This is a genomic window from Halobacillus sp. SY10 (assembly GCF_045401165.1).
Classification (GTDB): Bacteria; Bacillota; Bacilli; order Bacillales; family Halobacillaceae; genus Halobacillus; species Halobacillus aidingensis.
This window is the reverse complement of sequence record NZ_CP174345.1, coordinates 2937596-2950120: the sequence shown is the minus strand read 5'-3', so window position 1 is coordinate 2950120 and position 12525 is coordinate 2937596. Positions and strand designations below refer to the sequence as shown.

Sequence of the window (12525 nt, the reverse complement as noted above, 5' to 3'; positions counted from 1 at the left end):
CCACCTATAACTTTTTTATGTAAAAAAAGGCGTAAAAGCACGCTACTTAACTATTTAATATCTTTTCCTTCTCCGATTGAAATTCTGCATCTGTTAAGATACCTTGATCTTTTAGTTTGCCTATCTTTTCAAGTTGCTCATACTTATCACCTGAGTTTTCAGGGGGCGCGGCAGTTTCTTGGAGTTCCTCTTGCGCTGGAATGAACAGGGAGAGTTTGCTGAGTACCTTACTATCACATTTGATGATCAGCATAATATTTTTCTTCGTTTCTTTTTCTCTAAGGAATAATGCTGCAGTTGAGTTGTCCGTTCCTTTTTGAGAGGCTAGGCCAGTTGCAAGTGCCCCAGTTTTACCCCACAGCATATTCCCTGCAAATGTCCATCCCATTACGTCCAGGGCACTTTTCTTGATGTTTTCTGTTCTTTCATATTTTAGAAAGATAAACACATCGGATGTGGCCTTATAATCTACTTTGAAGCGAATCTCACCAGCTTTTTCTTGAATGATCTGGAATACTGTGCCTTTATACCCGAGTTGGTCTTTCCCGTTCAGTATTTGAATATTTACTTTTGGTGAACCTTTAGTTTTAATATCTGGGGCAGGTATTATACTTTGACCAGTAGGTTTTCTACCTTCGCTAAAACTTTTATATAGCTTAAGAGCAAAAGCTTCAGAATTTTTGTTTCTCGGTAAGCTAAGTTTAACTTTTTCGTTATTGTAACTAAAGTAAACGTAATCTCCTTTAGAAACTCTCTCTGTAGTCAATTCTAATATTTCATTTCTTCGATATTCTTCATGAAAAAAATGATTTCCGAAGTTTTTATTCTTAACAGCAATTAATCTTTTGTTAGTTAATACAAGGATATAATTTTTCATGCCTGAAAAGGCTTCTGAACAACCCTCAATTATTTCATTAGATTCTAAGGTGGAAGATAGATATTCAATATCTTTTTTCATGCTGAACAAGTTGAATTTCCCAATCGGCTTCAACTCAGTTTTGAGTTCCTCGAAAGTATAGATAGAAATACCTCCTATTCGCTTTGGTCCTCTTTTATAATTTCCCACATTTTTCTCAACCTTCTAAGGTCTTCTTCTTTAGACTTAGGGAGTTCCTTGTACCACTTTTGAAGTTCGGGATCGTTTGCGAAGCCTTCAAATTCTTCTTGTTCAGAAAGGTCAGGACTGTTTGATCTCCCTAATAGGTAATCAGTTGTCACATCATAGCGATCAGCGAGCATCTTAATCATACCAATAGAAGGTTCATTTCTTCCTTGTTCATAGTAGCCATATCCACTCTCCGAAATTCCCAATAATTTCGCAACGTCTCTTTGGCTCATTTTGTTTTCTTTTCTAAGCATTTTTAGTCTCTCACTTACATCCGCCATATTAATCACCCTTCTTCCATACCCACATAATACAACAAAGAGTTGGGTTTTTGGGTAAAAACAACAAAAAGTTGTTAGATATTATTGACAACAACAAAATGTTGGGTTATTCTTTATACAACAAAACGTTGGGAGATGGTAATTTGAAACGAGAAAAATTAATTCAATATAGAAAGAACAAAAAGTGGTCTCAAAAACGTGTAGTTGAAGAGCTTTCCACAAAACACGGTATAAAAATAACTGATAGTTACTACGGCATGATAGAAAAAGGCGTGAGAAGTCCAAGTCTTAAGCTTGCTGTTTCTATAGCGAAAATTTTTAAAGTAAGACCAGAGAATATTTTTTTGAACAATAACACAACAAAAAGTTGCGGTGATGATTCAAAGGAGGTGATTTAATGCTACAAGTCACACTTGATGCTGATCAACTGCAACAACTCATTAATGATGCGGTGGACAAAGCGATAAAGCGCCACGCCCTGAAAGATCAGTTACCCCTGTTACTCACACGAAAAGAATTTATGAAATTGATGCAGATTGGTGAGACGAAATGTGCGGAATTGTTTAACCGAGATGATTTTCCAGTGAATCGTGAACTTGGCCATCCTAGAGTCCCAACATCTTTGTTAATGGACTGGATTTACAGCAATACTGATTGGGTTCAAGAGAACCATAACCCTAAGAAATTATCAATTATTTAACTCAACTTAAGAATAACACTAAGACAACTAAATAATGGTACCTCTTTAGGTACAAAAGGAGTGGAGAAAATGGATAAGAAGAGCAAAGCAGCTCGAATGATGAAAGAGGCACGGGTGCATAGTGGTAAAACCCAGCAACAGTTATCGATGGACATGTTCCAATCACGTGAGTATGTAGCCAAGCAAGAGAATGGAGAAAGAAAGATTACTCCATCAACAGTCCAACATTTCACAGAGAAAAACAACAATCCATGGTTGGCTCTTGAAGCAGCTTTTGAGTACACAGGGTGGGGAGTAACACGACTGGATGGACCAGCTGTAGACCTTCATCGTTCAGCCGTCAGAGAGAAAGCAATGGAAGAGTTGAAGGAGGCTATCGATGCTATGGAAAAAGTGAAACTTACAAAAAATCCTTCCTTTACTCAGTCATTCGAGCTTCAGGACATAGAGCTGTCAGCAAGAGAGCACATCGATGTGATAGGAGCCTCAATTACTTATGTTGCCACGCTTTGTGAAGAGTATGACTTGAGCTGGAATCAGCTTTGGGAAGATCACCACCGGAAGCTTCAATCAAGGGGGTACGTCACGACATGAATAATCTAGATAACTACTTGGAACAGGACGCCGGTACAGCAGCAAAGGAAATCCGTTGCTTATATAACCTTAAGAAAAAGCAAGAAGAGTCCATCGCCCAAGGTGACTTTTCAAAAGCGAAACTGATAGGTGTCGACATTCTGAATAGCCTTAACGAATTAGAGTTCTTGCGTGAAAGAAAGATGAACCACGATAGCCTGAAGAAAGTTGCTATAGATCTTGAGAATCAAGGCCCTGATGGTTGCTGTGGTGAAACACGGATATGAGTAGGAGATATACCAAGTTAGATGTAACGTACATCGTACTTTTTATTATTGCTTTTGGAATACTGTACACATCATTTATCAGCTATTAACTAATGAAAGGGAGATTGGAATGAAAGCACTTGGAATCGTACGGAAATTGGATGAATTAGGACGAGTTGTTGTACCAAAGGAAGTCAGGGATTCACAAGGATGGGGACATGGACAGCCACTCGAAATGTTCATGAATGAAGACTCTCTAGTTATTCGACCTTATGGAAAAGAAGAAGAGAAGAAGGTTGTTATCGAAGAGTTAAACCAAATAAAAAGAGAATTGTCTAAGGAGTCTCAAGAGACTATTCAAAAGGTGATCGACTATGTGGAGAAATAAAAATAGTCACCTGGATGGCGGTCCAGATGACTTAATAAATAAGCGCTTAGGTTTAAGCTGCTTCCAATATATCATGCTTATTGAGTACTAGCAATGTGTTAAAAGAGCGACAGGATCAGCCTGTCGTTGAGGCTAGGAACAATACCCCTCTTAAATGATTCGTCCATACATGTTCCTGGCTTCAACGATGCGCTGGCATCAGAAAGGTGGTGTGAATATGAATCATCCAGTACTAGGTCAAATAGAAAGAACCGGTTATCCAGTAGGTGTACCTGAGCCTGATCATTATGGTTTAGATGGTCTTGGTAATGAAGTTTTTGCCGGTGATGAAATTTATGTATTGAATGAGGAGTTTTTCTTGATAGAAACACTCATGCAGGAATCCAGAGAGGTTTTAGAGACTCTTGGAGCAGAAGAAAAGAAGGCATAAAAAAAATCCGCACGGCAATGCGGATACTTAAGAAAGTTCTTTGACAACATTATATCAGAAATCTTGAGGAGGTCCAATATGGGAGTGAAAGCACAGGTTCTTCAAAGCACGGCTGAAATGGAAGAAAAAGAGTGGTTGGAGTCTCGAAGGAAGGGAATCGGAGGATCCGACGCTGCAGCCATTGCTGGCTTTAATAAGTGGAAGTCTCCAGTGGTTGTTTATATGGAGAAGATCGGTGAAGTGAAGTCAGAATCCTCTAATGCAGAAGCTGCTTACTGGGGAAACGTGATGGAGACAACAGTTGCTCAGGAGTTCAGTAAACGAACAGGCTTGAAAGTCCGGAAAAGGAACGCGATACTTCAACACCCTGAACATGAATGGATGCTCGCAAACGTTGATCGTCTTATCGTTGGACGCAACGAAGGCTTGGAGTGCAAGACGGCTAGTGAGTATCTCAAGGATGAATGGGACGGGGAAGAGATTCCGATGGCTTACTTACTCCAATGTCAGCATTACATGGCTGTTACTGGCGCTGATGCTTGGTGGATTGCAGTTCTTATTGGAGGTAACAAATTCGTTTATAAGAAAGTGGAGCGAGATGAAGACCTTATCCAGAACCTCATTGCTCTAGAAAAGGAGTTTTGGGAAGAGAACGTCTTAGGGCAAAATCCACCTAAGATAGATGGTTCAGATGCTTCTGTTGACTTTATAAAAGCTATGTACCCTGATGCAGATCCAAACAGTGAAACAGAACTGGACTCAGGTTCGGATATGTTGCTTGAGGCATTGGAGCAAATAAAACGTGAAGAGAAAGACCTCAAAACCAAAAAGAATGAGTACGAGAATCGTTTGAAGCAAAAGCTAGGAACCTATGAAAAAGGCTTCACCAATCAATATGTTGTTACCTTCAAAAATCAAGAAAGACGTTCGATAGATTCCAAGCGTTTGAAAGCTGAAAAGCCAGAACTATATGAAGAGTACTTGAAGGTCAGCACCTCAAGACCATTGAAATTCAAGGAGGCTAAATAATGGCAACGAATAGTACCGCGAAGAACCAACTAGCTAATAAGAAGAATAAGAGCAGCTCTCCTCAGCAATCAAATAACCAAGTTAACACAATACAAGCTTATCTCAAGAAAATGGGGCCAGAGTTCGAACGGGCCCTTCCTAAGCACATGGACGCGGATCGTCTTGGACGCATAGCAATGACAACGATCCGACAGAATCCTAAGTTACTGGAATGCTCGATTCCATCATTGATGGGAGCTGTGATGCAAGCAGCGCAACTCGGTCTCGAACCAGGGCTGATTGGTCACTGTTACCTGGTACCTTTCTACAACGGCAAGATGAAAGAGACAGATGTTCAATTCATTATCGGTTATAAGGGGATGATTGATCTTGCTCGTCGGTCCGGTCACATCGAGAGTATTTACGCTCATACAGTCCATGAGAATGATGAATTCGAATATGAGCTTGGACTCCATCAGAAACTCGTTCACAAGCCTTCTACTGGAGAGAGAGGCGACATGACCTTTGTATACTCCGTAGCTCATTTTAAGGATGGAGGTTATCAATTTGAAGTCTTCAGTCGTAATGATGTAGACAAGGTGAAAGAACGGTCTAAAGCAGGAAAGTTTGGACCTTGGCAGACAGACTATGAAGAGATGGCCAAGAAAACTGTTATCCGTCGAATGTTCAAATATCTACCTATCAGTGTTGAAATTCAAAATCAAGCAACGAATGACGAGACCGTTCGCAAAGATGTTACAGAAGGTGCTGAATCAGTTTACGACCAAGAGTATATTGATATCCCTTCTAGTGATGAAGAAGCTCAAGAAGATAGTGGAGACCAGTCAAATGAATCGGAAGACCGATCTAAAGTTTCTGCAGAACAGGCAGCTATGGATCTTAAGTGATGAATCGTAAAATAACCATCCCTTATTACTATGTATGGATGGTTGAGGGTGCCAGCTCACCAGGGCAGCTATTCAAGCGTTATGTGCAAAGTTACGTGAGAAACACCTGTCCTGGATGGGAGCTGGTGAAAATCGAGAAGATGAACGCAATTATTAAGAAAGTAAGGTGATATCGGTGGGAGGAGCTTTCCTGACTAGCAGAGATGTGTTTTCCAATCCCATCTGGAACGACGTACCTAAGTTTAGGATCTTCTTCTACATCTATGGTAACGCCGTATTTTCAGAGGATGGGACAAGAGTTGCTGGCATTAAGTTAGAGCGTGGTCAGTTCTTGAGGTCGTACAGAAATTTAAGGGATGACCTGGAATATTTGGAGAATCGAAGTGTTAAGAAATACTCACTTTCATTAATTAAAAGGAAAGTTGATCAGCTTGTTAAAGAAGACAGACTCAAAATTGAAGAGACTGAACTTGGAACACTTTTTACGGTTGTCAATTACGCATCTTATCAAGGGTTTGATAAATATAAAAACAACAATGAGAACGCAGAGAGAACAGAGCGAGAACAGAATAAGAACGATAACGGAACGCAGAGAGAACAAAAGCGGAACAATAATAAGAATGTAATAAATGATATTAAGGTTAATGATGATAATAAAAACGATGAAAATCCGCACACATTCTACGAGCAAAACTTTGGAATGCTGAAACCATTTGTAAGTCAAAACATAACGGAATGGTCTAGCGAAATGTCCGATGAGCTTGTGGTCGCATCTATGAAACTAGCAGTGAAAAACAACAAATCGCATTTTGGATACTGTGGAGCGATATTAAGAGACTGGCAATCAAAAGGGGTTCAGTCTTTGGAAGATGCTCGAGCGGTACAAAAGAGTATCCAGCCGACAAATCAATCTAACGTAACGCCAATCAGGAAGCCAGAGAAGAAATATAACTATGGATTTTAGGAGGGGAGCCGTTGGAAGAATTAACTCATGAAGGACAGATCAAGGCACCTAATAAACATGTCACTGGATCATACACTTGTGAAGGCTGCGGACAATTTGTAGAGGAAAGCCAAATGGAAATTCCGGTGGGCCCGCGTAAGGGAGAATGGATTGAGGTAGCTACTGGATGCAAATGTGAAGATATGGCTCTCGCTCAACAAACTTTGAAGCAGAGAGATGAAGCGATATTGAAGAAAACCTTCAAGGTGTTTGAGCAACATTCGTTCATGAATAAGTCTTTACAGAAAGCGACCTTTGAAAATTACGAACCACCAACAACAAAGCTTAAACAAGCGAAAGATCACCTCCAGGAATACGTAGATACCTTTACTGAAGACTCGAGCAATCTCCTGATAGCAGGTCCATATGGTACTGGAAAAAGCCACCTGGCAGTGTCCATCACTAAGCGACTTATGGAGCAGGGGAAAGGGTGCTTGTTCCTGTCTGTGCCAAAGCTCTTCACGAAAATCAAGCAGACTTACAATGATGATAGTGAGTTCAGGGAAAATCAGATCTTAGAGCTCATTCAGGATATAGACCTACTGGTCCTTGATGACGTTGGTACAGAGTACACGAATTCCAAGGATGGGCAGAACAGCTGGGCGCACACAAAGTTATTCGAAGTGTTGGATGATCGATCAGGGAAACCAACGATTTTCACCACGAATCTTCGTAGTGATTTGTTGGAGAAGAAGTTGAACGAACGTAACTTCTCCAGACTAATGGATGGAACGGAAATTATAAAAATGGACGGACCAGATTACCGTCGGAAGGGGTTTTAAGATGTGTGAGATATGCCACGGCAGAGGAGTCCATTACAACTACGATTACTCAGGGACGTATGTGAATCCTTGCCCGAACGTTGAATGTCGGTTAGCAGCTCAGGAACGATCTAAAGAAGCTATTAAACGACTCAAAGCTGGTCTTGCTAAGCAAAAGGAAGTGTCTGCATGGAGGTTAGTGAGCTGGATTACAAGACCAAGCACGTGATTGAGCACCTGAATGCTATGGGTTTTACAGATACAGAAGGTCTTAGTGTTGCAGAAGCTTGGATGGAAAGTAGGGAAGAAATGAAGTTACTTGAATTAATCGGTGATTTTGAAATCACTTTAAATGGTGGGGCCTCTGTTTATGCGCTTTTATGCATGTTCATTGTTTTTGTCTTAGGTATCTCAGAAACATTAACTTGGATTATTAGCCTTTTACTTTGAGAGGAGCTAGATTGAAGGGCTAAAAAGCCCTCCGGGAACTTATTGGGTGAGGTCATTATAAAGGATTTTGTAAGTAGCCAGTGACCTATAGTCCCAGGAACTCTTGTTAGTATATGGGTCATGTTTAGTATCAGTGTGTTCATTTTGATTATTAGTTCTGTTGATATTCACTAACTCATATCTAGCCCCATCAGGGCCATCATTCCATCCGTTAACAATATTTGTAGCTGCATTCTTACATTGGGCATCTATCTCTCCCAGCAACTCTGCTCCCTCGATTCTATGGTGCTTTTTAATATGAATTTCTTGCTGATAATCCTTGCTTTCTTTAATAGTCATAGAAATACCCCTTTCGAAATTTGTATTAATTAAAATTTGCCATCAAAAAGGTTTTTATTCATTTAAGAAGACAGAACATAATAATTACGTTTTATGAAAATTATGCAAAGGAGTGAACAAATTCGAGTGGAATCTCTATCAAGCTGAATTATAAGCAGCTACTGAGCATAGGGACAATGTCAGAGCTTTCTGAAGAACTTAATGTTTATAATAACACTTTGCGGTTCTGGATGACTCAAGCTGACCAACGAAGACTTGATGCTCAGAAGAAGTCCAGGAACGCTCAAAAGGTTGCTTACTTGGGCTATGATGACGAATGACTAGGAGGATGGATCTTTGAACAAATGGCATTATTTGAATCCGTAGAAATCGAAGTGACTCAATCTGTGAAGTCACCACTGGAATGCAATAAGAAGATAAACTCACAGGGGTTCGTGGCAAATCAAAGTCTCTTTTCTGAATATGTGAGGATGATCCAAAGACAGGAGGGATGTTCCTGGTTTGAAGCTAGGAAGATGTTCTTTGAAATTAGGGACAAAAAAAGCCAGAGCATAAGCCCCAGCTTGAATCTGACAATTCAATTATAACACGGGGGTCTGCTCTATGCGATTAAACCAAGTACAAACTGGTATAGAAAATGGAAAATTAAGCCTTAAATTAGACATGCCGGAAGGAAATTCACCTTTTTGTGTCGTATATTGCGGAGGGAAGGCGAAATTAACCACTCTTCCTGTTCACGGTGAAACTAAAGTAATTACTCACCAAGGTAAGGTTAAGAGGGTTAAGTTTGATGAAGGGGAAGAGTTTTAAAGTTGGAATTTAATTTAGGGGAGGGAGAGTTTAGGTGGAAAAAGATAAAAAGGATAAAACCTTATGGTTTTATTCAGGAGTTGTAACACTTTTCTTTGCCGTAATAATACCATTCTTTATAATGGTTCTAGCATCTAAGGGATTTACTGTCAGTCAACTACAATCTTTGGGACCAGTAGGTGATTTTTTTGGAGGATCTACCATTGGATTATTATCCATTGCCAGTATATTTTTTATAATCCATACTATTACTGTTCAAAGTAAAGAATTGGAATTACAAAGAGAAGAGTTGAAAAACTCTATTGTAGTTTTAGAGTTGCAAAAAAATGAGTTAGAAGATACTAAAAAAGAATTCATAGAGCAAAATAGGACTATGAATATTCAGCGGTTTGAAAATACGTTTTTTAATATGATGAGTTTTCTAAATGATATTACTGAAGAATTTGAAAGTGCGAATGAGAATGGACAATTGGTAAAAGGGCGAAAAGCGTTTCAATTTCTTCATGATTTTCTTTTTAGAAAATATGCGAATGGTTCAGGTAGAATTAATTTTAAAAACCAATATGAAAATTATTACACACAAAAACAACACATGTTTGGACATTATTTCAGGCACATATATCGTACTTTAAAGTTAATCGACGAAGCAGATGTCCCTGATAAGCACACTTACATTGGAATATTAAAAGCTAGATTATCTACTTATGAATTGCTTTTCATATTATACAATTCTATTAGCAAATATGGAGAAGAGAAAATGTTGCCTCTAATTAAAAAGTATAAGCTTTTAGATAATATGAATGAGAATATGCTCATTACAGAAATAGATGAAAAAAGATATAAATAATAACTAGACTCAGTAGCTGGTAGATTGAGTTAAAAGAGAGGTAGCTTTTATGTTTATTATTATCAGCGAAAGTTCTGAAGGATTATCTTCTGCTGAAATAACCCAGATTATTATAGCTGTATTTACTTCTCTAACAGCATTGGTAGCAGCTATTTCATTACTATTGAATAATAAAGATAGGAGGCTAGCTTATAAGCCTCAATTTCAGGTTGTTGACCTAGAAGAAAAGGAAACTACTGAGTTGTTTATTGGTAATTTCAATCCTAATTATCAAACGTTCGAAGTTTCGGATGTTTACATTAATTCCAGAGAAAGAAGTTTATCTTTTAAAAAGGTAATAACTGAAATTAATAATGGTACTGTATTCCTTAAAATAAACATAAGTGGAATTCAAGATACTTTACCTTCATCAAACAATTTACATTTAACATTAATTTATACTAGTATTATTGGTGTTAAGTATAAGGAGTCGGTAGATTTGGATATTGATGTACACGGAAATATAGTTAGAGAAAATCTAATTGGAAAAATTGCTAAGTGACTTGATATAATATACTCCGCTTGTGTCAAATCGTTCATTACCTACTAAGTTTATAGGCCCTTTGCAATTTTAAGTTTTGGGTAAAAAAAGAGAGGTTACTATCCTCTCTTTTAGTTTTGATTTTTTCTTTTTATTTTATCAAGTAAATTTTCTGCTTCTAATTTTCTGGTTTTAGTCTCATTTTTCATGGGTTGATATATAGTACTTCCATTAACATTCTTTTCCTTCACAATATCACCTTCGCTTACATTCTCAGTGAAATACTTTAAAGGCACATCTTTTTGAAAAGTTTCATCCCCTTTTTTCAACAGGACTGCAAGTTCTCCTTCAAAGCGGTCAATTGTGTATTTCATACTATCACCCCAAAGTAATATAAGGTCTCATTTCTTCTAGTGTAGCTGGTCCAATGTATTTTACATTTAAAAGCTGATCATAGGATGTAAAAGGGCCATAGGTATTTCTGTAATCAATGATGTTTTGTGCAATCGCTGGCCCAACACCTTTAATTAATTGCAGAGTTTCATAGTCTGCTGTGTTTACATTGATAGGATATTGAGGTTCAGGGTCCGAATCCGGGTCTGGGTTCGAAGGTGTCGTACATTCGTCAGAACCATCGAACTCATTCGCATTTACATCATAAGAAGTCCCGTTTGTTGAAACGGTGATTGTTCCAGCATCACATGTAGAATACAGTTTAGTACCTGCGTTCCAAAGACGGTTAACTACAGTTGAATTCGGGTGACCGTAGCTATTCTCACCATAAGATAGGATTCCTACCTCTGGATCAACTTCATTTACAAAAGCTTGAGAAGTGGAATTAGACGCCCCGTGGTGTCCTACTTTTAATATTTCTGCTTCAATGTCAAATCTAGATACCATTTCAGTTTCTATGTCCGTTGGTGCATCTCCTGTAAGCATGAAGTCGATTTCACCATGAGTAACTTTAAGAACTACTGACGAGTCATTATTATCGTTGGAGCTATGTTTGCTATTCAGCACTTTGATATCAAGCACATCATCAAAGTTTAACATTTCTCCAGTGTAGGCCTCTTTAAAAGGAATGTCCTTTTCGTCGATTAGAGTAAGGTACTCCATATAAGTATCTGTTGTATGAGACTTACCGCTATCTAAGACTTTGTTGACTTTCATTTGCTCTAAAACATCAATTAATCCGCCAATATGGTCGGCATCAGGGTGAGTAGCTACCAACAAGTCAATTGTGTTTATACCTGCTGAAGAAAGATAGTCTACAATTTCTTGACCTGCTGATTTACGACCACCGTCGATAAGAATTGTCTTACCAGAAGGTGATTCAATTAATGTACTATCACCTTGTCCAACGTCAATAAAGTGGACTTCTAAATCATCCATTGAACGGAAAGATGGCTCAATAGTTGCTGCTAAGATTTTAGCGAATTCAGCACGTGTGATATCTTTATAAGGCTTGAAGCTACCATCTGGTGTTCCGTTGATTATATTTTGAGAATACAAATCCATAATGCTGGTGGTAGCCCAGGAAATATTTTGAGCATCTGGCAAACCACTTACAGAGCCATTTCTCTTAATATCGTATGCACGATCTACCATTACAGCTGCTTCAGCACGACTGATGGGGTCTGTTGGACGTACTTTATTGTCGTATCCAGTAAGTATTCCTTTCTCATATGCAATTGCTACTTCATCATAGTAATACTTTCCTTTGATTAAATCAGTGAATGGTGGAGTTGATTTAGGGCTGGCATTAGGGAATAAATCCCTAACAAGCATTACAGCAACTTGGGCTCTTGTGACATTTAGTTTCGGACCGAAAGTACCATCAGGTAAACCATTGATGATTCCCTCTTCAGTTAAGTATATGATTTCTTCTTTAGCCCAAGGGACTTGGTCTAAGTCTGGGAAACTACTAGCACTCACACTTTGGGTATTAAGTGAAAATACAAATGCTAGTGAAAGCAAAATAGAAAAAAGCTTCTTCACTATTATTCCTCCTTAAAATATGTTCGTTATTAAGTATAGTACATAAAATACCTGTTTGTAAGATAAATGGAAGTTAAAACTACTAATTTTTTCTTGAATTTAGTAGAATGGACATACAAGTTAAGTTAATGAGTTCTA

The 12525-nt window shown here is 38.4% G+C and carries 20 protein-coding genes; 15 read left to right on the top strand and 5 right to left on the bottom strand.

The genetic code is table 11. The features are described 5' to 3' along the window. Positions 1-46: 46 nt before the first annotated feature. On the bottom strand, positions 47-1066 hold the full coding sequence (locus ACJA3J_RS15215; protein ID WP_406944522.1) for an SHOCT domain-containing protein: 1020 nt from the start codon (positions 1064-1066) through the stop codon (positions 47-49). Next, on the bottom strand, positions 1033-1386 hold the full coding sequence (locus ACJA3J_RS15210) for a helix-turn-helix domain-containing protein (protein WP_406944521.1): 354 nt from the start codon (positions 1384-1386) through the stop codon (positions 1033-1035). Before ACJA3J_RS15210 ends, ACJA3J_RS15215 begins: the two co-directional genes overlap by 34 nt. Positions 1387-1436: 50 nt before the next feature. On the opposite strand from ACJA3J_RS15210, the gene ACJA3J_RS15205 reads away from it, so the two are divergent. The 12 genes from ACJA3J_RS15205 to ACJA3J_RS15150 all read left to right on the top strand — a co-directional run bounded on the left by ACJA3J_RS15205 (position 1437) and on the right by ACJA3J_RS15150 (position 7873). Further along, positions 1437-1784 (top strand): helix-turn-helix transcriptional regulator, encoded by a 348-nt coding sequence (locus ACJA3J_RS15205; RefSeq protein ID WP_406944520.1) that lies wholly within the window; start codon positions 1437-1439, stop codon positions 1782-1784. Beyond that, positions 1784-2086 (top strand): DNA-binding protein, encoded by a 303-nt coding sequence (locus ACJA3J_RS15200; RefSeq protein WP_406944519.1) that lies wholly within the window; start codon positions 1784-1786, stop codon positions 2084-2086. Before ACJA3J_RS15205 ends, ACJA3J_RS15200 begins: the two co-directional genes overlap by 1 nt. Before the next feature lie 69 nt (positions 2087-2155). Then, entirely contained in the window at positions 2156-2680 is a 525-nt protein-coding gene (locus tag ACJA3J_RS15195; RefSeq protein ID WP_406944518.1) for an XRE family transcriptional regulator, read from the top strand. Then, entirely contained in the window at positions 2677-2946 is a 270-nt protein-coding gene (locus ACJA3J_RS15190; RefSeq protein ID WP_406944517.1) for a hypothetical protein, read from the top strand. Before ACJA3J_RS15195 ends, ACJA3J_RS15190 begins: the two co-directional genes overlap by 4 nt. Positions 2947-3055: 109 nt before the next feature. Then, positions 3056-3313 carry an AbrB/MazE/SpoVT family DNA-binding domain-containing protein gene (locus ACJA3J_RS15185; protein ID WP_406944516.1) on the top strand — a complete coding sequence of 86 codons (258 nt, stop codon included), beginning with the start codon at positions 3056-3058 and terminating at the stop codon, positions 3311-3313. Between the two features lie 217 nt (positions 3314-3530). Further along, the gene (locus ACJA3J_RS15180) at positions 3531-3743 is read left to right on the top strand and encodes a hypothetical protein (protein WP_406944515.1); all 213 of its coding nucleotides are present in this window, start codon (positions 3531-3533) and stop codon (positions 3741-3743) included. Between the two features lie 78 nt (positions 3744-3821). Further along, the gene (locus ACJA3J_RS15175; RefSeq protein ID WP_406944514.1) at positions 3822-4772 is read left to right on the top strand and encodes a YqaJ viral recombinase family protein; all 951 of its coding nucleotides are present in this window, start codon (positions 3822-3824) and stop codon (positions 4770-4772) included. Continuing rightward, positions 4772-5659 carry a recombination protein RecT gene (recT, locus tag ACJA3J_RS15170; protein ID WP_406944513.1) on the top strand — a complete coding sequence of 296 codons (888 nt, stop codon included), beginning with the start codon at positions 4772-4774 and terminating at the stop codon, positions 5657-5659. The genes ACJA3J_RS15175 and recT overlap by 1 nt, the downstream gene beginning before the upstream one ends. Then, entirely contained in the window at positions 5659-5829 is a 171-nt protein-coding gene (locus ACJA3J_RS15165; protein WP_406944512.1) for a hypothetical protein, read from the top strand. Before recT ends, ACJA3J_RS15165 begins: the two co-directional genes overlap by 1 nt. A gap of 5 nt (positions 5830-5834) precedes the next feature. Beyond that, positions 5835-6623, top strand: coding sequence for a DnaD domain-containing protein (locus tag ACJA3J_RS15160; RefSeq protein ID WP_406944511.1), 789 nt, complete (start codon positions 5835-5837; stop codon positions 6621-6623). An 11-nt stretch (positions 6624-6634) separates the two neighbouring features. Beyond that, positions 6635-7444 carry an ATP-binding protein gene (locus tag ACJA3J_RS15155; protein WP_406944510.1) on the top strand — a complete coding sequence of 270 codons (810 nt, stop codon included), beginning with the start codon at positions 6635-6637 and terminating at the stop codon, positions 7442-7444. A gap of 168 nt (positions 7445-7612) precedes the next feature. Continuing rightward, entirely contained in the window at positions 7613-7873 is a 261-nt protein-coding gene (locus ACJA3J_RS15150) for a hypothetical protein (RefSeq protein WP_406944509.1), read from the top strand. Positions 7874-7912: 39 nt separating this feature from the next. Here ACJA3J_RS15150 and ACJA3J_RS15145 read toward each other — a convergent pair whose 3' ends face one another. Beyond that, positions 7913-8212, bottom strand: a complete 300-nt coding sequence (locus ACJA3J_RS15145) for a hypothetical protein (protein WP_406944508.1) — start codon at positions 8210-8212, stop codon at positions 7913-7915. Positions 8213-8815: 603 nt separating this feature from the next. Here ACJA3J_RS15145 and ACJA3J_RS15140 point away from each other — a divergent pair. The 3 genes from ACJA3J_RS15140 to ACJA3J_RS15130 are packed head-to-tail and all read left to right on the top strand — an operon-like array spanning position 8816 to position 10410. Beyond that, the gene (locus tag ACJA3J_RS15140; RefSeq protein WP_406944507.1) at positions 8816-9022 is read left to right on the top strand and encodes an XtrA/YqaO family protein; all 207 of its coding nucleotides are present in this window, start codon (positions 8816-8818) and stop codon (positions 9020-9022) included. Positions 9023-9056: 34 nt separating this feature from the next. Then, entirely contained in the window at positions 9057-9869 is an 813-nt protein-coding gene (locus ACJA3J_RS15135; RefSeq protein WP_406944505.1) for a putative phage abortive infection protein, read from the top strand. Positions 9870-9918: 49 nt separating this feature from the next. Continuing rightward, entirely contained in the window at positions 9919-10410 is a 492-nt protein-coding gene (locus tag ACJA3J_RS15130; protein ID WP_406944504.1) for a hypothetical protein, read from the top strand. 110 nt (positions 10411-10520) lie between these two features. Here the strand turns inward: ACJA3J_RS15130 and ACJA3J_RS15125 are convergent, their stop codons facing one another. Further along, positions 10521-10763 (bottom strand): DUF3006 domain-containing protein, encoded by a 243-nt coding sequence (locus ACJA3J_RS15125; protein ID WP_406944503.1) that lies wholly within the window; start codon positions 10761-10763, stop codon positions 10521-10523. A gap of 4 nt (positions 10764-10767) precedes the next feature. After that, positions 10768-12387: an S-layer homology domain-containing protein gene (locus tag ACJA3J_RS15120; protein WP_406944502.1), complete on the bottom strand. Its 1620-nt coding sequence runs from the start codon at positions 12385-12387 to the stop codon at positions 10768-10770. Between the last annotated feature and the right edge of the window lie 138 nt (positions 12388-12525).

Coding starts and splice junctions, on each gene's coding strand:
- ACJA3J_RS15125 (WP_406944503.1), bottom strand. CDS start 10,763: ATGAAATACACAATTGACCGCTTTGAAGGAGAACTTGCAGTCCTGTTG.
- ACJA3J_RS15210 (WP_406944521.1), bottom strand. CDS start 1,386: ATGGCGGATGTAAGTGAGAGACTAAAAATGCTTAGAAAAGAAAACAAA.
- ACJA3J_RS15200 (WP_406944519.1), top strand. CDS start 1,784: ATGCTACAAGTCACACTTGATGCTGATCAACTGCAACAACTCATTAAT.
- ACJA3J_RS15130 (WP_406944504.1), top strand. CDS start 9,919: ATGTTTATTATTATCAGCGAAAGTTCTGAAGGATTATCTTCTGCTGAA.
- ACJA3J_RS15165 (WP_406944512.1), top strand. CDS start 5,659: ATGAATCGTAAAATAACCATCCCTTATTACTATGTATGGATGGTTGAG.
- ACJA3J_RS15180 (WP_406944515.1), top strand. CDS start 3,531: ATGAATCATCCAGTACTAGGTCAAATAGAAAGAACCGGTTATCCAGTA.
- ACJA3J_RS15175 (WP_406944514.1), top strand. CDS start 3,822: ATGGGAGTGAAAGCACAGGTTCTTCAAAGCACGGCTGAAATGGAAGAA.
- ACJA3J_RS15195 (WP_406944518.1), top strand. CDS start 2,156: ATGGATAAGAAGAGCAAAGCAGCTCGAATGATGAAAGAGGCACGGGTG.
- recT (WP_406944513.1), top strand. CDS start 4,772: ATGGCAACGAATAGTACCGCGAAGAACCAACTAGCTAATAAGAAGAAT.
- ACJA3J_RS15140 (WP_406944507.1), top strand. CDS start 8,816: ATGCGATTAAACCAAGTACAAACTGGTATAGAAAATGGAAAATTAAGC.
- ACJA3J_RS15190 (WP_406944517.1), top strand. CDS start 2,677: ATGAATAATCTAGATAACTACTTGGAACAGGACGCCGGTACAGCAGCA.
- ACJA3J_RS15150 (WP_406944509.1), top strand. CDS start 7,613: ATGGAGGTTAGTGAGCTGGATTACAAGACCAAGCACGTGATTGAGCAC.
- ACJA3J_RS15185 (WP_406944516.1), top strand. CDS start 3,056: ATGAAAGCACTTGGAATCGTACGGAAATTGGATGAATTAGGACGAGTT.
- ACJA3J_RS15145 (WP_406944508.1), bottom strand. CDS start 8,212: ATGACTATTAAAGAAAGCAAGGATTATCAGCAAGAAATTCATATTAAA.